This window comes from Citrobacter sp. BIDMC107 (assembly GCF_001037575.1).
GTDB lineage: Bacteria > Pseudomonadota > Gammaproteobacteria > Enterobacterales > Enterobacteriaceae > Citrobacter > Citrobacter freundii.
On the sequence record NZ_KQ089848.1, the window covers coordinates 1,892,607 to 1,917,156 of the forward strand.

Annotated in this window: 22 protein-coding genes and 1 pseudogene; 9 read left to right on the top strand and 14 right to left on the bottom strand. The window is 53.2% G+C overall.

Features of this window, described 5'->3' with window-relative positions; translation table 11 throughout:
* The first annotated feature begins 128 nt into the window (after nucleotides 1-128).
* From treB to SK39_RS08760, 3 genes and pseudogenes are all read left to right on the top strand, one after another.
* Nucleotides 129-1,547: pseudogene (gene treB, locus SK39_RS08750) on the top strand (PTS trehalose transporter subunit IIBC).
* A gap of 49 nt (nucleotides 1,548-1,596) precedes the next feature.
* Nucleotides 1,597-3,249 carry an alpha,alpha-phosphotrehalase gene (gene treC / locus SK39_RS08755; RefSeq protein ID WP_048216916.1) on the top strand — a complete coding sequence of 551 codons (1,653 nt, stop codon included), beginning with the start codon at nucleotides 1,597-1,599 and terminating at the stop codon, nucleotides 3,247-3,249.
* 161 nt (nucleotides 3,250-3,410) lie between these two features.
* A complete protein-coding gene (locus SK39_RS08760; protein WP_048216917.1) occupies nucleotides 3,411-4,154 on the top strand; it encodes an oligogalacturonate-specific porin KdgM family protein in 744 nt (247 codons plus the stop codon).
* A gap of 4 nt (nucleotides 4,155-4,158) precedes the next feature.
* Here the strand turns inward: SK39_RS08760 and SK39_RS08765 are convergent, their stop codons facing one another.
* Nucleotides 4,159-4,818 carry a MurR/RpiR family transcriptional regulator gene (locus SK39_RS08765; protein WP_003839591.1) on the bottom strand — a complete coding sequence of 220 codons (660 nt, stop codon included), beginning with the start codon at nucleotides 4,816-4,818 and terminating at the stop codon, nucleotides 4,159-4,161.
* Between the two features lie 180 nt (nucleotides 4,819-4,998).
* On the opposite strand from SK39_RS08765, the gene SK39_RS08770 reads away from it, so the two are divergent.
* The 6 genes from SK39_RS08770 (at nucleotide 4,999) to nrdG (ending at nucleotide 14,400) form a co-directional block, all read left to right on the top strand.
* Entirely contained in the window at nucleotides 4,999-6,408 is a 1,410-nt protein-coding gene (locus SK39_RS08770) for a PTS fructose transporter subunit IIC (protein WP_071524311.1), read from the top strand.
* Nucleotide 6,409: 1 nt separating this feature from the next.
* Entirely contained in the window at nucleotides 6,410-9,019 is a 2,610-nt protein-coding gene (locus SK39_RS08775; protein WP_048216918.1) for a glycoside hydrolase family 38 N-terminal domain-containing protein, read from the top strand.
* A complete protein-coding gene (locus SK39_RS08780) occupies nucleotides 9,016-10,725 on the top strand; it encodes a sugar phosphorylase (RefSeq protein ID WP_048216919.1) in 1,710 nt (569 codons plus the stop codon). The genes SK39_RS08775 and SK39_RS08780 overlap by 4 nt, the downstream gene beginning before the upstream one ends.
* Before the next feature lie 3 nt (nucleotides 10,726-10,728).
* The gene (locus SK39_RS08785) at nucleotides 10,729-11,313 is read left to right on the top strand and encodes a fructose PTS transporter subunit IIA (RefSeq protein WP_003839584.1); all 585 of its coding nucleotides are present in this window, start codon (nucleotides 10,729-10,731) and stop codon (nucleotides 11,311-11,313) included.
* 377 nt (nucleotides 11,314-11,690) lie between these two features.
* The gene (gene nrdD / locus SK39_RS08790) at nucleotides 11,691-13,829 is read left to right on the top strand and encodes an anaerobic ribonucleoside-triphosphate reductase (RefSeq protein WP_003839582.1); all 2,139 of its coding nucleotides are present in this window, start codon (nucleotides 11,691-11,693) and stop codon (nucleotides 13,827-13,829) included.
* 106 nt (nucleotides 13,830-13,935) lie between these two features.
* Nucleotides 13,936-14,400, top strand: coding sequence for an anaerobic ribonucleoside-triphosphate reductase-activating protein (gene nrdG, locus SK39_RS08795; RefSeq protein ID WP_032937736.1), 465 nt, complete (start codon nucleotides 13,936-13,938; stop codon nucleotides 14,398-14,400).
* Nucleotides 14,401-14,403: 3 nt separating this feature from the next.
* Here nrdG and SK39_RS08800 read toward each other — a convergent pair whose 3' ends face one another.
* The 13 genes from SK39_RS08800 to pmbA all read right to left on the bottom strand — a co-directional run bounded on the left by SK39_RS08800 (nucleotide 14,404) and on the right by pmbA (nucleotide 24,520).
* On the bottom strand, nucleotides 14,404-14,688 hold the full coding sequence (locus SK39_RS08800; protein ID WP_048216920.1) for a type II toxin-antitoxin system RelE family toxin: 285 nt from the start codon (nucleotides 14,686-14,688) through the stop codon (nucleotides 14,404-14,406).
* Nucleotides 14,678-14,920: a type II toxin-antitoxin system RelB/DinJ family antitoxin gene (locus SK39_RS08805; RefSeq protein ID WP_003839576.1), complete on the bottom strand. Its 243-nt coding sequence runs from the start codon at nucleotides 14,918-14,920 to the stop codon at nucleotides 14,678-14,680. Before SK39_RS08805 ends, SK39_RS08800 begins: the two co-directional genes overlap by 11 nt.
* Nucleotides 14,921-14,997: 77 nt before the next feature.
* A complete protein-coding gene (locus SK39_RS08810) occupies nucleotides 14,998-16,911 on the bottom strand; it encodes a BglG family transcription antiterminator (RefSeq protein ID WP_048216921.1) in 1,914 nt (637 codons plus the stop codon).
* Nucleotides 16,912-16,932: 21 nt separating this feature from the next.
* A complete protein-coding gene (dagF, locus tag SK39_RS08815) occupies nucleotides 16,933-17,673 on the bottom strand; it encodes a 2-dehydro-3-deoxy-phosphogluconate aldolase (protein ID WP_048216922.1) in 741 nt (246 codons plus the stop codon).
* Nucleotides 17,670-18,788: a DgaE family pyridoxal phosphate-dependent ammonia lyase gene (locus SK39_RS08820; protein ID WP_048216923.1), complete on the bottom strand. Its 1,119-nt coding sequence runs from the start codon at nucleotides 18,786-18,788 to the stop codon at nucleotides 17,670-17,672. Before SK39_RS08820 ends, dagF begins: the two co-directional genes overlap by 4 nt.
* On the bottom strand, nucleotides 18,772-19,905 hold the full coding sequence (locus tag SK39_RS08825) for an amidohydrolase/deacetylase family metallohydrolase (protein ID WP_048216924.1): 1,134 nt from the start codon (nucleotides 19,903-19,905) through the stop codon (nucleotides 18,772-18,774). The genes SK39_RS08820 and SK39_RS08825 overlap by 17 nt, the downstream gene beginning before the upstream one ends.
* Before the next feature lie 58 nt (nucleotides 19,906-19,963).
* Entirely contained in the window at nucleotides 19,964-20,608 is a 645-nt protein-coding gene (locus tag SK39_RS08830) for a DUF4310 family protein (RefSeq protein ID WP_003830379.1), read from the bottom strand.
* An 11-nt stretch (nucleotides 20,609-20,619) separates the two neighbouring features.
* Nucleotides 20,620-21,396, bottom strand: coding sequence for a DUF4311 domain-containing protein (locus tag SK39_RS08835; protein WP_003025764.1), 777 nt, complete (start codon nucleotides 21,394-21,396; stop codon nucleotides 20,620-20,622).
* A gap of 22 nt (nucleotides 21,397-21,418) precedes the next feature.
* Nucleotides 21,419-21,718: a DUF4312 family protein gene (locus tag SK39_RS08840; protein WP_003025762.1), complete on the bottom strand. Its 300-nt coding sequence runs from the start codon at nucleotides 21,716-21,718 to the stop codon at nucleotides 21,419-21,421.
* 2 nt (nucleotides 21,719-21,720) lie between these two features.
* Nucleotides 21,721-22,083 (bottom strand): SFCGS family glycine-rich protein, encoded by a 363-nt coding sequence (locus SK39_RS08845; protein WP_003830384.1) that lies wholly within the window; start codon nucleotides 22,081-22,083, stop codon nucleotides 21,721-21,723.
* Between the two features lie 10 nt (nucleotides 22,084-22,093).
* On the bottom strand, nucleotides 22,094-22,402 hold the full coding sequence (locus SK39_RS08850) for a glycine dehydrogenase (RefSeq protein ID WP_003025758.1): 309 nt from the start codon (nucleotides 22,400-22,402) through the stop codon (nucleotides 22,094-22,096).
* 332 nt (nucleotides 22,403-22,734) lie between these two features.
* A complete protein-coding gene (gene cybC / locus SK39_RS08855; RefSeq protein WP_003025756.1) occupies nucleotides 22,735-23,121 on the bottom strand; it encodes a cytochrome b562 in 387 nt (128 codons plus the stop codon).
* A gap of 46 nt (nucleotides 23,122-23,167) precedes the next feature.
* Nucleotides 23,168-24,520: a metalloprotease PmbA gene (gene pmbA, locus SK39_RS08860; protein WP_032937740.1), complete on the bottom strand. Its 1,353-nt coding sequence runs from the start codon at nucleotides 24,518-24,520 to the stop codon at nucleotides 23,168-23,170.
* Between the last annotated feature and the right edge of the window lie 30 nt (nucleotides 24,521-24,550).

The following is a 24,550-nucleotide window of genomic DNA, read 5'->3' on the forward strand; positions in this document are numbered from 1 at the left end:
TCGCTGCGTTTCGGGAACGTTCCCATTTTTAAATATTCATCGACGATATACTCTGGCGCCAACAACGCGAGAGTTGCCGGATGGCGACCTAACGCGTCTTATCCGGCCTACGGGGAACACACGTCATCATGAGCAAAATAAAACAAGCAGACATCGACCAGCTGATTGAGCTGGTAGGCGGGCGCGACAATATCGCCACGGTAAGTCACTGCATTACTCGCCTGCGTTTTGTGCTGAATCAGCCTGCGAACGCCAGGCCGAAAGATATCGAACAGTTGCCGATGGTCAAAGGCTGCTTCACCAACGCCGGGCAATTTCAGGTGGTGATTGGCACCGAGGTAGGTGATTACTACAAAGCACTGCTGGCAACTACCGGACAAGCCAGCGCCGACAAAGAGCAGGCGAAAAAAGCGGCGCGGCAGAATATGAAATGGCATGAACAGCTGATTTCTCATTTTGCGGAGATCTTCTTCCCGCTGCTGCCCGCGCTGATTAGCGGCGGCTTGATCTTAGGTTTTCGTAACGTGATCGGTGATCTGCCGATGAGCAATGGCCAGACGCTGGCGCAGATGCATCCTTCGCTGAAAACCCTTTACGACTTCCTGTGGCTGATTGGCGAGGCGATCTTCTTCTATTTGCCGGTCGGAATCTGCTGGTCGGCGGTGAAGAAAATGGGCGGTACGCCGATCCTCGGTATTGTGCTGGGCGTAACCCTGGTTTCACCGCAGTTAATGAACGCTTATTTGCTCGGTCAGCAGGTACCGGAAGTGTGGAACTTCGGCCTGTTCAGCATTGAGAAAGTGGGCTACTAGGCGCAGGTCATTCCGGCATTGTTGGCCGGGCTGGCGCTCGGGTTTATTGAAACACGCATGAAGCGCATCGTGCCGGATTACCTGTATCTGGTGATCGTCCCGGTGTGTTCGCTGATCCTTGCGGTATTCCTTGCGCACGCCTTTATCGGTCCGTTTGGCCGCATGATCGGCGACGGTGTCGCGTTTGCGGTCCGCCATCTGCTGACCGGCAGTTTTGCTCCGATTGGCGCGGCTCTGTTCGGCTTCCTGTACGCCCCACTGGTGATCACCGGTGTGCATCAGACCACGCTGGCTATCGACATGCAGATGATTCAGAGCATGGGCGGCACGCCGGTATGGCCACTGATCGCACTGTCGAATATCGCTCAGGCTTCTGCGGTGGTCGGGATCATTATCTCCAGTCGCAAGCACAACGAACGTGAAATCTCCGTTCCTGCCGCGATCTCTGCTTATCTTGGAGTAACTGAACCAGCAATGTACGGGATCAACCTGAAATACCGCTTCCCGATGCTGTGCGCGATGATCGGCTCCGGTCTCGCCGGACTGCTGTGCGGCCTGAACGGTGTGCTGGCAAACGGGATTGGCGTCGGCGGTTTGCCGGGCATCCTCTCCATCCAGCCGACTTATTGGCAGGTATTTGGCATGGCGATGGTCATTGCGATTGTTATCCCAATGATACTGACCTCATTTGTTTACCAGCGTAAATACCGTCTGGGCACATTACAAATTATCTAACTTTTCTTCGGGGCGCAGTTGCGCCCCAGCGTATTTCCAGGAAACAACCATGAATATTCCCCACTGGTGGCAAAACGGCGTTATCTATCAGGTTTACCCCAAGAGTTTTCAGGACACTACCGGCAGCGGCACCGGCGATTTACGCGGCGTGACGCAGCGTCTCGACTATCTGCAAAAACTGGGCGTTGATGCCATCTGGCTGACGCCGTTCTATATTTCGCCGCAGGTTGATAACGGCTACGACGTCGCGGATTACCTGTCTGTCGATCCGGCCTACGGTACGCTGGAAGATTTTGACGAACTGGTGGCGCAGGCGAAAGCGCGCGGCATCCGTATTATTCTCGATATGGTGTTTAACCACACCTCAACCCAGCACGCCTGGTTTCGTGAAGCGCTGGATAAAGACAGCCCGTATCGTCAGTTTTATCTCTGGCGCGACGGCACGCCAGACAGCCCGCCGAATAACTGGCGTTCCAAATTTGGCGGTAACGCCTGGGGCTGGCACGCCGAAAGCGAGCAGTACTATCTGCACCTCTTTGCTCCGGAGCAGGCCGATCTGAACTGGGAAAATCCGGCGGTACGCGCCGAGCTAAAAAAAGTCTGTGAGTTCTGGGCCGATCGCGGCGTGGACGGATTGCGCCTCGACGTGGTGAATCTTATCTCTAAAGATCAGGACTTCCCGAACGATCCCGACGGCGATGGGCGGCGTTTTTATACCGATGGCCCGCGCGCGCATGCGTTTTTACGCGAGATGAACCGCGACGTCTTCACGCCACGCGGCCTGATGACGGTGGGCGAGATGTCTTCCACCACACTGGAAAACTGCCAGCAGTACGCCGCACTCAATGGCTGCGAACTGTCGATGACCTTTAACTTTCACCACCTGAAAGTGGATTACCCCAACGGTGAGAAGTGGACGTTAGCCAAACCCGATTATGTCGCGCTGAAAACCCTGTTCCGTCACTGGCAGCAGGGCATGCACAATCAGGCCTGGAACGCGCTGTTCTGGTGTAACCACGATCAGCCGCGCATCGTGTCGCGTTTTGGCGATGAAGGTAAATACCGCATTCCGTCGGCCAAAATGCTGGCGATGGTGCTGCACGGCATGCAGGGCACGCCCTATATCTACCAGGGTGAAGAGATCGGCATGACCAATCCGCACTTCAGCCAGATTACCGATTATCGCGATGTGGAAAGCCATAACATGTTTGCCGAACTGAACGGTCAGGGGCGGGATGCCGACGAACTGCTGGCGATCCTCGCCAGTAAATCCCGCGATAACAGCCGCACGCCGATGCAGTGGGATGCCAGCCAACACGCGGGCTTTACCGAGGGCGAGCCATGGATCAATCTGTGTGACAACGCGGCGGAGATCAACGTGGTTGCAGCACTGAACGATACCGACTCGGTGTTCTACACCTATCAGAAACTGATCGCATTGCGCAAAGTGGAGCCAGTTATTACCTGGGGCGACTATCAGGATCTGTTACCGGACAGCCCACATCTGTGGTGTTACCAACGCGAGTGGCAAGGGCAGCGACTGCTGGTCATTGCTAATCTGAGCGATACCTTCCAGAACTGGCAGCCAGTCCAGGCCGATGGAAACTGGCAGGTGCTGATGCACAACTATGCCGAGGTCGCCAGCCAACCAGGGGACATGACACTACGTCCTTTTGAGGCCGTCTGGTGGTTGCAGAAGTAACGCCGCAAAGATACGGATAAGCATCTTTATCCGTATCTTTTATTATTCAATTCAGGAGTGACGTATAGCGATACCTGAAATGTACCATGATAAAATTTACAAGCGCTGGAGAATAAAACAAAAATACCCCTGCCTCTTATTATATAACCCGGCAGGATATTATGAAAAATCTTATTAGAACATGTTCTCTTTCAGCATTACTGATTAGCAGCCAGGGATGGTGTGGAAATACTGTTGTTGATTTACGCTTTGGTCATAACACCAACTCTGACGTTAATGACTCACGTATTAAAGTCATGCACCAGGCCGATAATGGATTTTATTTTTCCGTTGAGGCTGCACAAAATCACAATGACACATTTTTTGGCGATACCGATCGTAACGACCCCGATGATAAAGGTGTCACTGAAGCCGCTCAAGAAATAGAAACACGCTGGCGTTTTGATTTAGGCGATGGTTATGCAATTGCGCCGGGGATGGTTACTGTATTTACCACCAGCAACACGCATTACCGTCCCTTTATTCAGGGATGGAAGTCTTTTGATAATGGACTTAATCTCTCCGCGCGTTATCGCTATAACACCGTAAATGACTCACACAGTGACAGAGAATTAGACGGCAGCGGTTACACTCGCCGTCAATCTCACCAGTTCGATATCTGGTTTGCCTATAATATCGGCAAGTTTGGCATGTCTTATAATCCCCGCTTCCGCTGGCAGGATGGTGTCGACCAGGGAACGGGTGATGATACGTATTGGGAGCATACCGTGGCGTTCAATTATAAACTGGACGATGGCTGGACCCCGTATGTTGAGCTAGTGTCTCTTGATAAAACCTACATCAATGACCACGGAAATCATGAAAATGATTACGCCGTGCGTCTGGGTATCGTTAAGCAACTCTGATGTTTTACGCCGCATCGTGTTGCAACAAATAGCAACCGATGCGGTCAACAACGGTCAACAACTCCAGTTGACCTTCCCGTTGGTACAAGGAAATCGCATCGATATCAATGTCCAGGGGCCAACACAGCGTAGCCAGCGCCGCTAACGACGATTCTCTCCTGGTAATCGCAATTATTTTTAGCCCTTTTCGCAAAGCATTTCTTGCCATCTCAACTAAAGAAGCGGTTTCTCCCGATTTACTGATCAGCACCAGCGTTCCTCGCGAGACCCGGGTAAGCTGATGAATATCATTGAGAATTAAATGGGGTAAACTCGCCAGTGAAAGAAAGCGAGAAAGGTAATTCAAACTGGTCAGCGATGCACCACGTGAATATAAAAATATATGACTTGAATTACTCAGCAGGTTACATAATTGTATAATTAGTTCTGTTTTTTCGTTGCCAACACTATATTTTACCGGTTCGGCAACACGTCTGTCTCGTGAAAATTTATAACGCAGTTCGGTATAACTCTGATACCCCATTTTCTTACACACCCGATTCACCGACGTCGTCGTCGTGAAGGTCTCGGTCGCAATCACTTTAGCGGAAATATCAGAAATTTCATGTGCATGGCACTGTATATATTCGAATATTAATCTTTCACTACCTTGAAAAGAATTCATAAAACAGCACTCTTTAACTAAAGATAGAATAATCATACTCGTATCTTATACCTGACACTGCAATGCGAATCACACTATCAGGATACAGGTATGCCCATACGCAATTAGTATCACCAAACGTTTAATGGTTCTTTTATTTCTCTTTATAATTTCCGCAGTCCTATTTTTAGAGATTTTACAATGACAAAACTAAAAATTGTTGCAGTAACGGCGTGCCCTACAGGTATCGCCCATACATTTATGGCGGCCAACAAAATTGTCACCTGGGCGAAAGAAAATGGCTTTGACGTTAAGGTAGAAACACAAGGAAGCGATGGGGTCAAAAATAAGCTTTCCCGGCAAGATATCGCCAGCGCTGACGCTGTCATACTGGCAACGGACGTTCCTATCCAGGATGCTGAACGATTCGCAAACACGCTACATCTTAAAATTCGTACCCAAGAACTGATTAAGAATACCGAGCGCTATATTCGCCAGGCGCTAGCCTTGAGCAAAGGCTCCACCCAAATAACTGACGAACCCGAAGAGCATCGTTCCGCATGGCAGATATTTATTGGCCATATTATGGCAGCAATCAGCTATATGCTGCCTGTTGTCGTTCTCGGTGGATTACTTATGGCGGTGGCGAAAATAACCGGGCAATTTATTCCCATCGCCGGAACGCCGTTCGAGGTGCTGGATAAACTGGGCTTTATGGTCATCAAGTTTATGTACCCGGTATTTGCCATGTACCTCGCCTTTTCAATTGCCGGGAAACCCGCACTGATACCTGGTCTTATCGGCGGAATTATGTCTGACGAAGTCTACAAGCGCTTTTTTAATCTCGAAGGTTTTATGCCCTCGGGATTCTTTGGCGCAATCGCCATCGGCTTTTTTGTCGGTCATCTGGTGCAATGGCTCAACGATACAATAAAAGTACGTCAGCAAATCACCACCATAAAAACCATGCTGATCGTGCCACTGTGTACCGGTATTACACTGGTTATTGTGATGCAGTATCTGATTAACCCCATTTTTGGCGCGCTGAATCAGGCGATGGTGGCCTTTTTTACTTCCGCCGGAGACTCCGGGCGCAGCTTTTACTCGCTGATGATCGCAGCAGGTACCGCTTTCGACCTCGGCGGGCCAATTAACAAAGCTGCGGGGTCGGTGGCGCTGGGACTTAACGGCGTGAGCGATACCTTCGATTTAACAGCCAGAGAACTGGCTATCGTCATCCCTTCAATCGGCGTCGGCATTGCCGCATTGCTCAATAACCGCTTCGGTCTTCCTGATGTGTTCAATAATGAAGAAAAAACTATCGGTAGTACCTCACTACTGCTGGGATTCATTGGCATTTCCGAAGGCGCGATCCCCTTTATTCTGAAAAACCCGCGTCTGATCCCCGTCTTTATGGTCGGCGCAATGTCTGGCGCATTCATCGCCACAACGTTAGGTGTCAAACAATCCTTACCGCTACCTGCCGTTTGGGGATGGCCGCTCGCCACCAACGTCACCGGCTATCTGGTAAGCGTTTTCGCAGGCTCTCTGGTGTGCGCGTTGGGCGTACTTTTCTTCAGCCCGAAACTGGCAACAAATTCAGGAAAGTAAAATGAGTCATATCCATGTCATCGCCCACACGCACTGGGATCAAGAGTGGTATTTCACGTTGCAGGACAGCAATATCCTGGCATCGCGAAACTTTGCCGATGTTATTGATACATTAGAACGTTACGCCGATTACACCTGTTACCATTTCGACGGACAAACCGCCGTGGTTGAGGATTTTCTGGCCGTCAATCCGCAATACGCTGACCGCCTGAAGCTGCTGGTCAAAAACAAGCGGCTTTACATCGGCCCGTGGTACACCCAGACGGATACGTTCAACGTTCACGGCGAATCGATTATCCGCAACCTGAAGTACGGCATACTTTCCGCGCGTAAACTGGGCCACGCCATGATGGTGGGATATCTGCCCGATACCTTTGGTCATAACAGCCAGCTCCCGACGCTGCTTCGCGGATGCAACCTGGACAACATCGTGTTCTGGCGCGGCATTGATCATGACACGCAGGTTGCACAGAGCCAGTTTATCTGGCGTGCGCCGTCAGGTTCGCAAGTCATTGCCTGCGCAATGCTGTTTGGCTACGGGGCAGCCAAAAATATTCAACCGGACGATGCCCACCTGCAGGAAAAAATCTTTCCAATGGTGAATCTCATCCGCCAACGCGCCGGTCTGCATGACTTACTCCTGCCCTGCGGCGGCGATCAGGTCAATATTGATCCTCTGTTACCCGAGATTCTGCAGACGGTCAGCGAACGCTCCCCTACAGGCGATCGGTTCCAGATATCATCGCTGGAAGCGTTTGTTGATACGCTTCGTCAGCAAGCCGATGGATTTACCTGCTGGCAAGGCGAACTGAAATCCCCGCGCTATACCAGGATCCACAAAACCATCGGCTCCGTTCGTTACGACATTAAAAAGAAAAATTACGATATCGAACAATTTTTGTTGGGCAAGCTGGAACCGACTATTGCGCTGGCCCGCCATCATGATATTCACGTCAACCTCCAGTGGGTTGATCGAATCTGGAAAAACCTGTTACGCAACCATGCCCATGACTCCATAGGCGGGTGTAACAGTGATGCCACCAACCGGGATATTCTGCATCGCCTGGAACAGACGGAACAGCTCAGCCATAGCCTGTGGAATCTGGTGATTAAAGAGCTGGCCATTGCCAGCAGCCAGGAGAACGACCTCTTTGTGGTGAACCCTGGCGCGACGCCCTGGTCCGGGGTTGTCAACGCCACGCTATATACCAGCACACCATCCCTTGAACTCTGCGCTGGCGAGCAGACTCTCTCATTTAGCATTATTGAACAAACAGAGCTTTCCGGTGGACGCGTGATTCAGGTTACGCCGCAGGGAGAAAAAGAGGTTGAGCTTCCGCCTTATTATCGCTCGCAGGTCGCTATCGACACGCAGGAACTGCCCGCACTGGGTTATATCAATATTGCCGTTCGCGAGGGCACGCACACGGTTTCTACGCTGCGCCCTTATGCCGAAAACCATATTGAAAATGACCATTATCGACTCAGCCTTGATGACGGAACACTGACGCTACGGGATAAACGTACCGGCAGAACTCTGTCCGACCTGCTGACCTTCGAAGATTGTGCGGATGCAGGTGACAGTTATGATTTTTCACCGCTGCAAGGTGATATCCCCCAAAAGTTCAATCACTTCACACTTCTCGCCTGCGAAAAGAGCCAGCACGTCGAGCGCTTAACGCTGGGCATCACGCTCAACCTGCCCTATTCATTAAGCCAACGCGCAACACAAGAATGCCCGGTACAGGTTGTTTGCGAACTCCGTCAGGGCGAAGCCCATCTTTTTATTGATGCCCGTTTAGAAAACAACGTTTGCGACCACCGCCTGCGCCTGCTGATCAACAGCGATATTCATACCCAGGAATCAATAGCCTCTCAGCCTTTCGGCATTATTCACCGCCCCATTGCCGACGCCCCTGCGAACTGGCAGCAAAACTATCGTGAGAAACCTGTCGATATCGAAACCAGCGAGGGAATTATCGCCATTGCGGAAAACGACAACGCTCTGGTCATAAACAGCCTGGGCATGAAAGAGTATCAGATCCTGCAAAACACAACATCGCAGGTGGCGCTGACGCTCTTCAAATCGACAGGCGTTCTGGGACGCGACGATCTGGCCTGGCGCCCCGGACGCGCTTCCGGCATCAATAATACCGTCGTTTACACGCCCGAGGCCCAGCTCCACAAGCCCCTGATCTTTAACCTGACCCTGACACTTAGCGAGCGTGCCGACCATCTGACATTACGCCGCCTTGAGGAAAGAGCTTTACGTCAGCCTTTCAGCTGGCAGAACCAGAAATTGAATACGCTGGACAACCGTCTGGAGCGCTTCACGCTCAATTTCACACCGCGTTCACTGCCAGAAACTTTCAGTCTGCTGACGTTGCCTGAGCCGCTCATGCTCTCGGCGCTGCCACACGCCCAGACGATAAATGGAACAATATTACGTATTTTCAATGCCGGTGAGCATCCTGTTGAACTCCCACCATTGCTGCAAGAAATGCCGCAGATTAACTATCTGGAAGAACCCGTTAAGCACTGCCGCGAAATTGCGCCTTTCGCCACATGCGATTTCCTTTTCTCACTGCCGGAGCGTGACGCAAAAGTATGAATATCTCCCCACCTAAAGCATTTATCCGCGACACGCTGACACAGCTCTATCCGCAAGCGGATCATCAGGCAATCGCAGCGAAGATTGAACAGCTTATCCAACGCTGGAAACCCAAAACGCAAACGACGATTCCGTTAGATCAAAGCCGTATCTGGATGATCGCCTATGGTGATAGCATCTGCGCGCAAGGAGAAAATCCCCTATCGATTCTCCACCAGTTTGCAAAACTGTGGTTGAAGGGGACGATCAGTGACATTCACCTGCTGCCGATGTTCCCCTGGACCTCCGATGACGGTTTTAGCGTGGTGGATTACCGACAAGTTGATCCCCATCTTGGGCAGTGGTCAGATATTGCCGCGCTGGCGGGCGATTTCAATTTAATGTTCGATTTTGTGATTAACCATATTTCACAGCAAAGCCGTTGGTTCCAGGGCTATTTGCATGGTGAGCCTCGCTACCAGAACTACTTTATCAACGCCGATCCGGATGAAAATTACAGCCGGATCACACGTCCGCGTACATCTCCTTTATTAACGCCATTCACGCTTAAAACAGGGGAAACGGCGCATATATGGACCACATTCAGCGCCGATCAAATCGATCTTAACTTCCGTGAACCCGAGGTTTTACTGGAAAGTATTGATATTCTTTTGGAATATGCTTCACGCGGTGCCCAGGCAATTCGACTCGATGCCGTCGGTTTCTTGTGGAAAGAGAAAAACAGCCGCTGCATTCATCTGCCGCAAACCCATCAGGTAATCAAACTCTGGCGGGCGATCCTGGAAGAGATCTGGCCTGACTGCCTGCTGATTACCGAAACCAATGTGCCACATCAGGAAAACATCAGCTATCTGGGTGCCGGGGATGAGGCTCATATGGTGTATCAATTCCCGCTACCACCGCTGACACTGCATGCCTGCCTGCGCGGCAACGCACGCTGGCTACGCCAGTGGGCGCAAAGCCTGGAGCAAGAAACCTTTCCTGCCAACACTACATTTTTCAATTTCCTCGCTAGCCATGACGGCATTGGCCTGCGACCTGTCGAAAACATCCTCTCGACGGAAGAAAAAGCGTTCCTGGTCAGTGAAGTAGAACGTAAGCAAGGACGAATTTCCTGGCGCACCAATCCAGACGGCAGCCAGTCGCCGTACGAGATGAACATTAACTTTCTGAGCGCGTTAAGCGAACCGGGAGAAGCTCCCGACACGCAGGTTGCCAGATTTGCCGCCGCTCACGCCATCCTCTTTATGTTGCAGGGCGTTCCTGCAATTTACTACCACAGCCTTCTCGGTAGCGAAAATGATATCGCAGGGTTGAACGCGTCAGGGATCAATCGCCGTATTAACCGTGAAAAACTGGATTTCGCCACCACGCATCAGGCATTAGTCACGCCAGAATCCCGACAAGCGAAGATCTATGCCGCACTAACGACATTACTGCGCATTCGCCAACAACATCCCGCGTTCTCACCGGCAGCAGCTCAGCAAGTCCTTACACTGCCGGATGCGCTATTTGGCGTCAAACGCCACCACCAGACAGAGGAAGAAACTGTCTACGGTATTGTGAATGTCACTGGCGCATCACAAACACTTTTCTTACCCGTGACGGGGACAGATCTCCTGACAGGAACCCCCTTTAATGGCGTTTGCGAACTGGCGGGCTGGCAAACGATCTGGATCCACGTCAAAGCGCAACCGGAGGCATAAAACATGGAATTGTCTACACTGACTCGTCAGACGCTAATTTTTATCGATCCGCCGCAATCGTCTCCCGATGCGATCATCCGGTATATGTCTTCAGCATTGTCTGAATGCGGACTCATTACCAATAAAGACGCTTTTATTGACAGCGTTCTGCGCCGTGAAAATGAAGGACCAACCGCGCTGGGAGAAGAGCTGGCCGTCCCTCACGGAAAATGTGATTCCGTCGTGCAGGCGTCGTTCTGCGTCGCCCTTTTTCCCGAGCCAATACTGTGGCCGGGTCTTGAAGGGCCTGAACCAGTACGGTTAGTGTTCCTGCTGGCGATCCCGCCAAATGAAGCGGGTACAACGCATATGCAACTGCTCACCCAGCTCACCTCGTCGCTGGTTGAGGATGAGATGCGAAACGCCATGCTTAACGCTACGTCTGCCGAAGAAGTACTGGCGCTGCTCTCGACTGGAACGACACCAGCTCAGGAAGTGCCAGAAAACCGCGTGAAGAGCAGTTACCTTGTACCACTCATTCTGGGTCTCGTCGCCTCGGCAGCCTTCATTAATGCAGGTATCCACTGGATGCAGTCGCTGTCGTCATAGTGTGTTCCGGGCAGCAGATGCCTGCCCGGCTTTACCTTCCTGTTTTTGTTGAATAATTAATCAGAATTTTCTGCCCACAATTTACAATCGCTGTACTGCCCGTCATCTGTACGCTCCGATTTTTACTTTGCGCTACATCAAATAAATCGTAAACATCCTTGATGCAAATCACTACATATAGAACTTAAAATGCACGCCGACCCAATATGTTGTATTAATCGACTACAATTGCTACAACTACAGTGCACCGCTTTACGGTGAAATTGTGGATAAAGTGGGTCAGGATTGCGGGAAGTCATTGGCAATAGAGATGAATAAAGCCATGGCCGCTTCCCCAACCTCTGTGGATAACCTGTTCTTATAAATATGGAGTGATCATGACACCGCATGTGATGAAACGAGATGGCTGTAAAGTGCCGTTTAAATCAGAGCGCATCAAAGAAGCCATTCTGCGTGCAGCTAAAGCAGCGGGAGTCGATGACGCAGATTACTGTGCCACCGTCGCAGAAGTCGTTAGTAGCCAGATGAATGAGCGCAGCCAGGTCGATATCAACGAGATCCAGACAGCGGTAGAAAACCAGCTGATGTCTGGTCCGTACAAACAACTCGCCCGTGCGTACATCGAATATCGCCACGACCGTGATATACAGCGTGAAAAGCGTGGCCGTCTGAACCAGGAAATTCGTGGTCTGGTTGAGCAAACCAACTCTGCTCTGCTGAACGAAAACGCCAACAAAGACAGCAAAGTGATCCCGACGCAGCGTGACCTGCTGGCCGGTATCGTCGCCAAACACTATGCGCGTCAGCACCTGCTGCCGCGTGATGTCGTCCAGGCGCACGAGCGTGGTGATATTCACTATCACGATCTCGACTACTCTCCGTTCTTCCCAATGTTTAACTGCATGCTGATCGACCTGAAAGGCATGCTGACGCAGGGCTTTAAGATGGGTAACGCGGAGATTGAGCCGCCAAAATCCATCTCCACCGCGACGGCCGTCACCGCGCAAATTATCGCGCAGGTTGCCAGCCATATTTATGGCGGTACCACCATTAACCGTATTGACGAAGTTCTCGCACCATTCGTGACCGAGAGCTTTAACAAGCATCGCAAAACCGCTGAAGAGTGGCAGATCCTGGATGCCGACGGTTATGCGCATTCCCGTACCGAGAAAGAGTGCTACGACGCATTCCAGTCCCTCGAGTATGAAGTGAATACCCTGCATACCGCTAACGGCCAGACGCCGTTCGTCACCTTCGGTTTTGGCCTGGGAACCAGTTGGGAATCACGTTTGATCCAGCAGTCCATTCTGCGTAACCGCATTGCGGGCCTCGGTAAAAATCGTAAAACCGCCGTGTTCCCGAAACTGGTGTTCGCCATTCGCGACGGCCTGAACCACAAGTTTGGCGATCCGAACTACGACATCAAACAGCTGGCGTTGGAGTGCGCGAGCAAGCGTATGTATCCGGACATCCTGAACTACGATCAGGTGGTTAAAGTGACCGGTTCGTTCAAAACGCCGATGGGCTGTCGCAGCTTCCTCGGCGTGTGGGAAAACGAGAACGGCGAACAGGTTCACGACGGGCGTAACAACCTCGGCGTTATCAGCCTCAACCTGCCGCGTATCGCGCTGGAAGCCCACGGCGATGAAGCCACCTTCTGGAAACTGCTCGACGATCGACTGGTGCTGGCACGTAAAGCGCTGATGACCCGCATTGCGCGTCTGGAAGGCGTGAAAGCTCGCGTGGCCCCAATCCTGTATATGGAAGGTGCCTGCGGCGTGCGTCTGAAAGCGGACGATGACGTGTCAGAAATCTTTAAAAATGGCCGCGCGTCCATCTCGCTGGGTTACATCGGCATTCACGAAACCATTAACGCGCTGTTTGGCGACAAACATCTGTACGACAGTGAGCAGCTTCGCGCCAAAGCTATCGCCATTGTCGAACGCCTGCGTCAGGCAGTCGATCAGTGGAAAGACGAGACCGGCTACGGCTTCAGCCTGTACAGCACGCCGAGTGAAAACCTGTGCGATCGTTTCTGTCGTCTGGATACCGCCGAGTTTGGTGTGGTGCCAGGCGTCACCGACAAAGGTTACTACACCAACAGCTTCCACCTCGACGTGGAGAAAAAGGTTAACCCGTACGACAAGATCGATTTCGAAGCGCCATACCCGCCGCTGGCGAACGGAGGCTTCATTTGCTACGGCGAATACCCGAATATTCAGCACAACCTGAAAGCACTGGAAGACGTCTGGGATTACAGCTATCAGCACGTGCCGTATTACGGGACCAACACGCCAATTGATGAATGCTACGAGTGCGGCTTTACCGGTGAGTTCGAGTGCACCAGCAAAGGCTTTACCTGCCCGAAATGTGGTAACCACGACGCCGCGCGCGTGTCGGTCACCCGCCGCGTCTGCGGTTATTTAGGCAGCCCGGACGCCCGTCCGTTTAACGCCGGTAAGCAGGAAGAAGTGAAACGCCGCGTTAAGCATTTGGGTAACGGGCAGATAGGTTAATCCGCTGTTACGTTAATGCCCGGTGGCGCTGCGCTTACCGGGCCTACGGACCGCACTCTTATTGTAGGCCGGGTAAGCGCAGCGCCACCCGGCATGGTTACAAGCTATGAACTTTCACCAATATTATCCCGTCGACATCGTTAACGGCCCCGGCACCCGCTGCACGCTGTTTGTGTCCGGGTGCGTGCATGAATGTCCCGGTTGCTATAACAAAAGCACCTGGCGGCTCAATTCCGGCAAGCCATTTACCAAAGAGATGGAAGACAAGATCATTGCCGATCTGAACGATACGCGAATCAAGCGTCAGGGGATCTCGCTCTCCGGTGGCGATCCGCTACATCCGCAAAACGTGCCGGAAATCCTGCAACTAGTGCAGCGCGTTCGCGCTGAGTGCCCCGGCAAAGATATCTGGGTGTGGACCGGCTACAAGCTCGATGAACTCAACGCCGCGCAAATGCAGGTGGTCGATCTCATCAACGTACTGGTCGATGGCAAATACGTGCAGGATCTTAAAGACCCGGCGCTGATCTGGCGCGGCAGCAGCAACCAGGTTGTGCATCATTTGCGTTGATCGCTAAAGCCGTTTGTTTGCATCGAGATAAACGGCCGAATGTTCTCGCTTGCCGACCGCGACAACAAACACGATCACAACCTCATCCCGAACCTGGTACACCAGACGATAGCCGGACGATTTAAGCTTAATTTTATAGCAATCTGGAAGACCGTTTAAACGGGCAGAGTCAATTCTGGGGTTCAACAACACGTCGGCCAACTTCTTCTTAAACTGAGCCTTCACCTTATCACCCAGTTTATGCCACTCTTTTAAGGCTCTCGGGTCGAATTCCAGTTCATAAGTCATCCAGACTAACCTTGATTCCTTTTTGCGGGCTGGCCAGCCTCTCCCGGACTGTCTGAATCAGTGTATCTTCGCTGTCGCTAACGGTGACGGTTTTCACTGGCATGCGCCCCGTTTCCGCGACGTACTGAAACAGTAATCGCACAGCTTCCGTTGGAGTAATGTTCAGTTTTTCCAGCACGGCATAAGCCTCATTTTTGAGTTTGTCATCCAGACGGACGTTCAGCGTGGCCATTATGCCTCCAGTAGAATCGAATGTGTAATGCAGTTTAGCATTACATACGCATTACATCGAATTATGGATAACGCCTCTCAAAAACGGCTCACGCACTCCATGGCGACCGTTTTGAACTCGGTGAAATTCCGGCATGCGCAGAGCCGTGTCATGGCGCGCTCGCGCAGGAAGGTGACGAAAATATCGTAAATGGCCATCGCTTCTTCGTACTCGCTTTTACTGATGGCGAGCAGGAAGATCACATGCGCCGTTTCATCACCCCATGCAATGCCCTGCGGTGCGAGGATAGTGTAAACCACCGTTTTCTTGGCCAGCAGACCGAGGGCGTGCGGCAGGGCAATGCTGTCACCCAGCATGGTGCTGACGATGGCCTCACGCTCAACCACTGAATCAAGGAACTCTGTGTCGACAAAACCTTCATCCTGCAACTGACGGCATAAGGTTTTGAACAACGTTTGTTGATCCATTGGCTCGTCAATTACACGAAAATGGGCGGCATCGAAGAATTTGTTCAACATCCACGGGCGGGTTCTGTCCACCAGCACCAGTTTGCCAATTTGTTCCAGTTGATAATCGGTCGGGAACGGCGCAATCATCGCTACAGGCTTATCTTTTTCACCGATCCGCGCGGTAGAGATGACAAAATCTTCGCTGATGCTTTCCCGCTGTTCGTAGTTACGCAGCGTGACGGTATCGACGATCTCTATCTGCGGATACTTACGCGCCAGCACCGCTTCAATCATCCGCGCCATCGCATTTCCGGCATCGCATACCAGCAGAACCTTCGGCTGTCTCTGGTAACCGATGTTGTAACTACGCTCCAGCCCGACACCAATATGCAACACGAGGAAGCCGATCTCATTTTCACTGATGGTGTACGGCGTATATTTTCCCCATCCCGAGACGGCGGCCAGCGTCATGTCCCACGCCATGGGGTAGTGCTGTTTAATATTTTCCAGCAGCGGATTGGGGATCATTATCTGGTAACGCACCCGGGTGATCATCGTCTTAATATGCGTCAGCAGGTCAGCATGTAACTGTTTGTCATTCAACAGGTTGTAGTTGTACTGGGTGTTGATAAAACGCAGGATGTAATTGACCAACGCTTCGTCATCATCCGCATTGATAGCACTGGGCGCAATCTCTTGTACCTGGCGAGCAGCAATATGCACCTGTAGCCAGTTTTCTTCGGAAACGGAAAGCGGTTTGTCTGCCAGGCGGTGCAATACCGCCGCGATTTCCCGCGTGGCCAGGCACACCGATTGATCGGCCTCTTCTGCGGCAAAATCCGGGAGTGGATACCCTTCGCTAATCCGCCGTACCGCCACCGCGCAGTACAAGCGTAAAAACAGCTCGCCCTCATCGGTCAGACGAATATGAAAACGAGCGAAAATATCCTGTAAAACGGGCTGTAGCTGCTCAGGGATCCCGGCATTAAGCGCCTCCTGCATCACTAATGGGTGCTGCGGATCCTGCTGTGCCAGCGTCCACAGCAAATCGGTCAAACAGGCGCGAATCGCCATTTCGCTGCCGAATAGCTTCATGCCGTGGCGGGGACGCGTTTCCAGCGTCAGATGATAACGTTGCAGATGCTCGCGCACCTCAGCCATATCGTTTTGCAGCGTCGCGCGGCTGATAAACCATTCATCAGCCAAATCTTCCAGCTTTAGCGAGAAAGCCGACGTCAGAAAACGCACCACCAGCCAGTGTATCCGTTCCTGGCTGGTTCGAGGGATGCGAAGCAACGCGTTGGGCTGCTGCGTTTGCAGGGTGTTATAACTTGCCGGGTCGTCAATTTTGAGCTGATAACCGTTACCCCGGCTGAGGACAAACTGTGCGCCATACTGGGTGAGCAGCGCGTTTAGCGCGGTGATATCCGCCCGTACGGTGCGTGTGGAAACCGACAACCGCTGCGCCAGCTCGTCCTGTGGAAGCGCTTCGTTTTGCAACATGTCAAACAGCTGTGCTAAACGTTGGTTGGGAAATCGCACGTCAGTTTCCTCATCAGTCAGTTAGCCTACGCAGGCCCGGGTCATCGCCATCAGTTGGCGTACGTCATCCGGACGAGTGTTACCACTCACCTTATCAATAATCGAACTATAGATGTGAGGAATGATTTTACTCACTCCGGCATCGAGGGCAATCTGCAGGATTTCAGTGAAATTATCCAGATCGATACCGCCAGTTGGCTCCAGCCAGAAGTCATGACGGGCGCAGGCCTGCGCTACGGCAATGTACTCTTCACGGCATTTCAGGCCGCCCATCGGGAAGTATTTAATCGAGCTACCGCCCATGTCTTTGAGCAGCGCAATCGCGGTTTCTACCGGCACAATACCGTCCGGCGTCTGGCTGCTTAGCGGACCGGTGGAGATTTTCACCCTGCCCGGCATGCCGGTTGGCGAGACCAGACCGTTGACCACTGTCTCCTGCTGGCCCAGCAGCGCGCGACTGGTGGCCACACCGGTAAAGACCTGATTAACATGCTGGGGCTGCACCTGACGGGAAATTTCACTGACCATCGCCGACTGGTTAGGATCACCTGCCCCCAATCCCACGGAGAGCGCATTGTCGATAAGCGCTGCGTATTCACGCATATCCGCTACTGCGCTTGCGACATCCGGGTAATTTTTTGACAACACACCAACCAACACGTGTCCTTCCGCCGCCGCGTAAATATCCCGCGCATTTTCTTTGGAGCCTGCCAGCACGTTCAGGCAGACGCGGTCGCGATAAAAGTTAGGGGTCAGTTTCATGCGTTTTTCTCCTGCGAAATCACTTCACCAATTCGACGGGCCACAATCTCCAGCTGCGCACGATCGACGCTGCGCACATCGGCTTCGATAATGCCTTCGTTAGCTTTGTAACCACGGAAGTAAATCGCGTACTCGCCTTGTTTCAGGGCTTCAACCAGTTCGCCCGTGGCGATCCCGGTTACCGCTTCATCAAACTTAATTTCCGTGCGTGCGATGTCGCGCCCTGCGCTATCCCACACCACGCGGGCGCTCACGCCGTTAAGCTGGTTCAACGCATTAATGAACGGCGTCATTTTCTCGACCATCTCCGCGCCACTCTCTTTCTGCGCGTTCAGATACAGTTCGATGGCGCAGGTTAGGCCAAGAATTCCCTCTTTCCCCACCTTCATCGCCCGGCCAATTCCCGCCGTCTGGCGTTTCACCCACTCAACGTACTGGGTTTTACCTATCACCAGACCGCTGGTTGGTCCTTCAATCGCCTTCGCGCCGCTATAAATAACCAGATCCGCGCCAACCCGGTAGTAGCATTGCAAATCTTCTTCCGCCGCCGCGTCCACGATCAGCGGCAGGTTATGCGTACGCGCCACCACCGCAGCCTGCTCCACGCTGAGCATACTTTTCTGGACGCAGTGGTGAGATTTGATATACAGAATGGCCGCCGTACGCGGTGTAATGGCCGCAGCCAGCTGCGCCGCGGAACATTCGTTGGCATAACCGGCTTCCACTAACTTACCGCCGCCAAGCGCCACCATGGTACCCACCGGAGCGCCAAAGTTGACGTTGTGGCCTCTGGGCAGCACGATTTCGTTGTTCTCGATGGGCGTGACGTGCAGGTTCTCCAGCAGCCAGTCGCTGTCTTTAACCAATACGCCAGCCACCGACAGGGCGATCCCCGCCGAGGCGCAAGAGACAACGGTTGCCCCTTCCACTTCCAGCAATTTCGCGATGTAGTCGCCGGTTTTATTGACCAGATCTTTCATCTCGAAATAGTGGTTCATCCCCGCCATCGCCGCTTCAACCACTTCTGGTCGCGGCGTGGAAACGCCAAGCGCCGTCATGCGGCCGGAGGTATTAATCACCTGTTTTAAATCGTATTTCTCAAAAATCGAAGGCATGTTCCGCGCTCCCTTGTTCGGTCATATAGCCCTTGCCCGCACGTATTGCGGCAAGCGGCACCAGCAGTTGTTCAGCTTGCAGGCTGTCGTTTTCTGCATCTACCAGCACGGTTGGCTGGCGCTTAAGCGTAAAGAGGGTTAAATCAGCATCCAGACCGACCTGCAGTCGCCCCTTCTGTTTCAGGCGCAGGCCGTCGGCAGCATTGGCGGTAACGCACTCAATGACCTGCGGAAGCGACATCCCAATGGCGAGAAATTTCGACATCACATTCGCCAGAGAATGGACCGGGCCGCTGATACGGTTGCGACAGTAAATATCGGAACTGATGGTGTGTGGCAAAATCCCCAGTTCAATAGCGCGTTTTGCCACCGCAAAGCTCAGGCTGGCGGTGCCATGCCCAACGTCCAGACGCACGCCGCGTGAAATCGCCCGCGTCACTGACGCCCGCAGCTCGCCTTGCGGCGTCAGAATGCGGTTCGGCTTACCGTTGTAGCAGTGGGTAATGATGTCACCCGCGCTCAGGCGCTCGGCGATCTCATCCAGATCCGGCGGGTTGTTGCCGATGTGCACCATCAGCGGCAGGTCGCCGTTCTCTTTTTGCATCGCTTTGGCGCGCTCCAGCGGCGTGATGCCATTTTCACCGACTACGCTGCTGCTCATACGTGCCTTCAGACCGACGATAAAATCAGGGTGGCGTTTCACCGCCTGGCGCACCGCATCGGCGTCAATGTTGGCCATGTTAGCCAACTCATTCTGGGCGATAAGCCCAACGCGGGAGATGTTCAGCAGCGCATACACTTCAGTCGCCGCTTCCCGGGTCAGGGTGTAAAAATCGTCGATATCATCCGCCCCGGTACTGCCCGCATCCACGACCGTGGTAACGCCGGTCGCAATACCGACGCTATCCGGTTGGTCGTGATAAATCGGGGATTTCGGGTAACAATGAACGTGGGAGTCAATCCAGCCTGCGCTGACGTAGCACTCGCCGCCCAGCTCAATGGTTTTCAGCGCCGGGCCATCAACGTCGCCCAACGCCGCGATCTTGCCGTCTTGGAGCGCAATATCGCTCACCGTATCGTCAACGAGGCGCGCACGGCGCAGGAGTAAATCAAACATCGCTCTCTCCTATGCCGGATGGCGGCGTAACCGCCTTATCCGGCCTGCAAATCAACAGTTAGCTAATGGCAATCGGGAAGATGGACCCGAGGATCATTGCCCCAAGGATCGCCCCGCCGGTAATCGGTTTTTGCCACAGATAAAACAGCAGCGCACCCGCCAGAGAACCGATTCCGATAGGAATAGAAGCCGTCATCGCGCTGAGGATAATCAACGGTCCGAGGAAGCGGCCGGAGGCGTTACCGGCCCCCATCATGACGTCCGCACCGTAGGTTGAATCGCTCTGGTTGATGGTGAACTTACGCGCCAGAATGATGATGTAGCCAATCGCCAGACCAATCACCAGACCAGTGACCAGCGAGGCGGCAAAGTTGGCGACCGGGAAGATAATGCCCGCGCCCAGCAGCAGCGCCGGAACACCTAACCCAACCCCGGTCTGAATCGCCCCGCCGATATCCAGAATACCCACCAGCGAACCTTCAATGATGCGGGCAAACAGGAAGCTTGCGCCAAACGCCGCCACCGCCCCGTAGGAGCCGGTATCCATTCCCGCCTTCAGCATCGCCACAAAAGCCACTTCGTTAAATGCGCCAATACCGTACAGGTAGTACATGTGCGTTCCGGCAAATACGCCGGATGAGAGCAGGCCCACAAAGATCGGGAACGACCAGTCAGCGAACCAAAAACCTTTATTCTGTTCCATGATGACCTCCGTTATTTGCCGCTGAGCGAGTTGTGGATAAGTTCGAGCCAGTTAGGCACGGTCAGATGGAAGGATTCGATCATCTTCATATCGAAACCGCGGAAGAAGCCGCTCAGGACAAACAGCGCGACGATAGCTACCATCATCACTTTCGTGACGTGGTTCCAGCCGCTCTCTTCGACGCCTTTGCCGATCAGAATGCCGAGCACCAGCCCCGGAACGGCGTTGCCCATGATCAGCTGCGCCGCGCCGCCAAAAACGGTGGCCCAGAAGCCGGATTTCTTACCGGCGTCGATCGCCGCCAGCCAGAAGATCACCGGCATCACGGTGTTAACCAGCAGGTTAGCCGCGGGCACCAGCACCTTGACGGCGGTAACCTGCAGCGCTTCCGGTACGGATGACGCAGTGAGGTTCAGGAAGGTCACCACGATCATCCCGATAACGCCGCAGGCAATTGCCATGCGCTTAGGATCGTGCAGCGTTTCACCGACGTTGCGATTTTTAATCATCAGCGCGGCGGCGCCCCAGTTGGGGATGATGCGATGGTCGACGTCCTGAGTGAACGCCCCCGCCGCAACGGAGGAAGCCCAGGCGTTAAAGAAGAAGCCCAGGCCGAACGAGAAGTGAGAAGCCGGATCCCCTTCGCAGGAATTCAGTTCTCCAAGAGTACGAAACGCGCCCATCCCTTGAGTGGTAGGCGCATGAAACATGCGTGCAGCCCCAGCGCCGACACCAACGCCAACCAACGCGCCGATGATGAGCGATTTTATTAATATTATCAGGAACATAATTATGCCTTTTAATAGAAAATCAGCGTTGCGTAACGAAATCCACCTTGTCGAGATTGATGGCAGTCACGTTGACGGTCACGTCCAGCTCCACGCTGAAAGTGCGTCTTTCCCGGCGCAAAAAGAGGAATAAAAACGCCTCTTTACGCACCGATTCACGCGCTTGAACAACCTGCACATCCTGTGGCTCAATACGCAGTAAGATATGCGGCGACGCTTTCATCACCGCAGCCTGAACGTGGTTCAGGGCATCGGCAAAGGCGCGAGCTTTGGTCTCGCCCTTACCCGTGACTCTCACCGTGGTGGTGAATTGCTCTTTCATGCTTAAGCGCCGTGTTTCTTTTGCCAGGCCTGCACCAGGCGCTCGCCGAGCTCTTCTTTGTCCATAAAGCCGAATCCCAGTACGTTGCACCCTTCGTTGATGGCGGTTACCCCTTCATCGACCGAACGCATGCCGTATTTCGCTTTGTAGCCGTATTTGGTCTGCGCAGTAATCGCACCCGCACCACCGCTGCCGCAAAACGAGATACCAAAGGTGGCGTTTTCCGCCTTCATCACGTCACCCAGCTTCATATCTGCTGCAACACCCGGCACCACAACAGCACGGCCACCCGCTTTCTCTACGCCTGCCGCCACTTTCTGGCCTTTACCCAGACGATCGCCAATCACTACGGTAATCTGTTCCATCTTTTTCTCCTTAAAGGTTGTCTTTCGCGACTTCAAAGTGCACCGACAGCAGCCAGGCCTCTTCCTCAGGAAGATTGCCAAACTCGGCGACCACGTCGCGGGCAAGCGCCATTGACTCGGCAGATATTTCATCAAACAAGCTGGCATCGACTTCTGGTAAGGGTTCACCCGTTACCGAGCGGTGCGCCATGGCGCGAACATGCGACGTCAGCATCTGTTCCTGTACGGCGTTGGGAATAATGTTGCGTTCACGCAGCAAGGCATACACCTGCGCCAGCATGCGGTCGGCCAGTTCCACCGATTCCCCCATGTCATTCATTACAGCTCCGTTATTCACTCGTCTTACCCCGTTAATGTCTCTGAGGGTAAATTAGCGACGGAGGTTATAAGTTTGTAGCGAGTTGTTTTCCACTTCGAAGTGGAAAGGTGTGCAGCGATAGTGATCTGTGCCGCAAAAAGGGCTGGAACCACGATTTATCACCGGAAGAATGTGATTGAGATCGCAAGAGTGGGCCGCAAAATGGAAGGAAGTGCGAACAATGAATGGACGATAAAAATGAAAAAATGTGATGGGGATAGCGTTTACTTATGGGGCGTGCAGTAGCGGAGGATTTTATCCGGCCTACAGGTATGCAGGCCGGATAGCGCAGATTAGCGGAACTTCTTGTGGTTTTCGTTGCGCGTGGTTTTCAGCTCTTCCGCAACGGCTTTCGCCTCTTTAACTTTACCTTCGTTCGCCAGCTTCAGCGCGCCGTCAATCTGGCCGATCAGCGTGTCAAAGCCGTGGCGGAAATCCTTCATCTCCGGGCTGTCCGGGGATTTGTTTTCCAGCTTCGGCGGCGTACCTTTTTGCGCGTCCAGCGCGGCTGCACGCATTTTGGTTAACGCGTCTTTCAGTTCAGTCGCATTATCCGTTTTTTCGACAATTTTCAGGTTGTCGTTGAGGATCCCCATGTCATCTTCGAGATCGGCTGCAAACGCAGAAGAACCAAGAACCAGCGTTGAAGCCGCGACGATCGCTAACAGGTGTTTACGCATTGCTCACTTCCTTTTTTATTATTAAAAATTAACGCCTTAACGAGTATTACTGCCCGGCGATTTTCATCTCCGGTAACAATACCGAACCACATTGGATATTACTGCGCGTTTCAATATCGTTCCCCACGGTCACAATATTGCGCCACATCTCTTTTAAGTTACCGGCGATGGTAATTTCACTCACCGGATACTGAATTTCACCATTTTCGACCCAGAAGCCCGCCGCGCCGCGCGAGTAATCGCCGGTAATGCCGCTTACGCCCTGGCCCATCAGCTCGGTAACCACAAGGCCTGTGCCCATCTCTTTGAGCAACTGCTCGAAGCTTAGACCTTGTCCCGGAATTCGCCAGTTGTGGATCCCGCCTGCATGACCAGTGCTCTTCAGCCCCAGCTTACGTGCGGAATAGTTGGTCAGCAGCCACTGAGTCAGCACGCCTTCTTTAATGATGTCACGGCGTTCAGTCCGTACCCCTTCACTGTCGAACGGCGACGACGCCAGTCCCTTCAGCAGGTGCGGATGTTCTTCAATAGTCAGCCATTCCGGCAGAATTTGTTTGCCCAGCGAATCCAGCAGGAAGGTGGATTTGCGGTACACCGAACCGCCGGCGATCGCGCCGACCAGGTGTCCGAACAGTCCGGTCGCCACTTCGTTGGCGAAAATCACCGGCGCTTTCATGGTGGACAGCTTACGCGGAGACAGGCGTGATAAGGTACGGCGAGCACAGTCAGCCCCCACCCACTCCGGCGTTTGCAGATCGCCCATCGCCCGGCCAATGGTGTAGGCGTAATCACGCTCCATATCACCATTTTCTTCCGCAATCACGCAGCTGGAAAGGGAATGACGCGTGGAGCAGTAGCCCTGCAGCATGCCGTGGCTGTTACCAAACACTTTGATGCCATAGTGGCTGTTAAAGCTGCCGCCTTCGGTATTGGTGATACGCTTATCAGCCTGCAGCGCCGCCTGTTCAGCACGAGCGGCCAGTTCGATGGCTTCATCAGGGGAAACTTCCGCCGGGTGGAACAGGTCCAGATCGGGCGCATCAAAGGCCAGCAGTTCTTTATCTGCCACGCCTGCGCACGGATCCGGCGAAGTGTAACGTGCAATGTCCAGCGCAGCCTGCACGGTGCGTGCAATCGCCTGCGGGCTTAAATCGGTGGACGATGCGCTGCCCTTACGGTTCTGGTGGTAAACCGTAATCCCCAGTGCACCATCGCTATTGAATTCGACGTTCTCCACTTCACCATAACGGGTGCTGACGCTAATACCCGTGGTCTTGCTCACAGCGACTTCCGCGCCATCCGACTTACCTGACGCTAATTCCAGTGCCGTCGAGACTGCTTCTTCCAGAATCTTACGCTGCGCTTCAACTTGTGAGATTACTTTCATCGCAAATGCCATAATGTAGAGAGAGTTTCTCTGAAGTCTAAC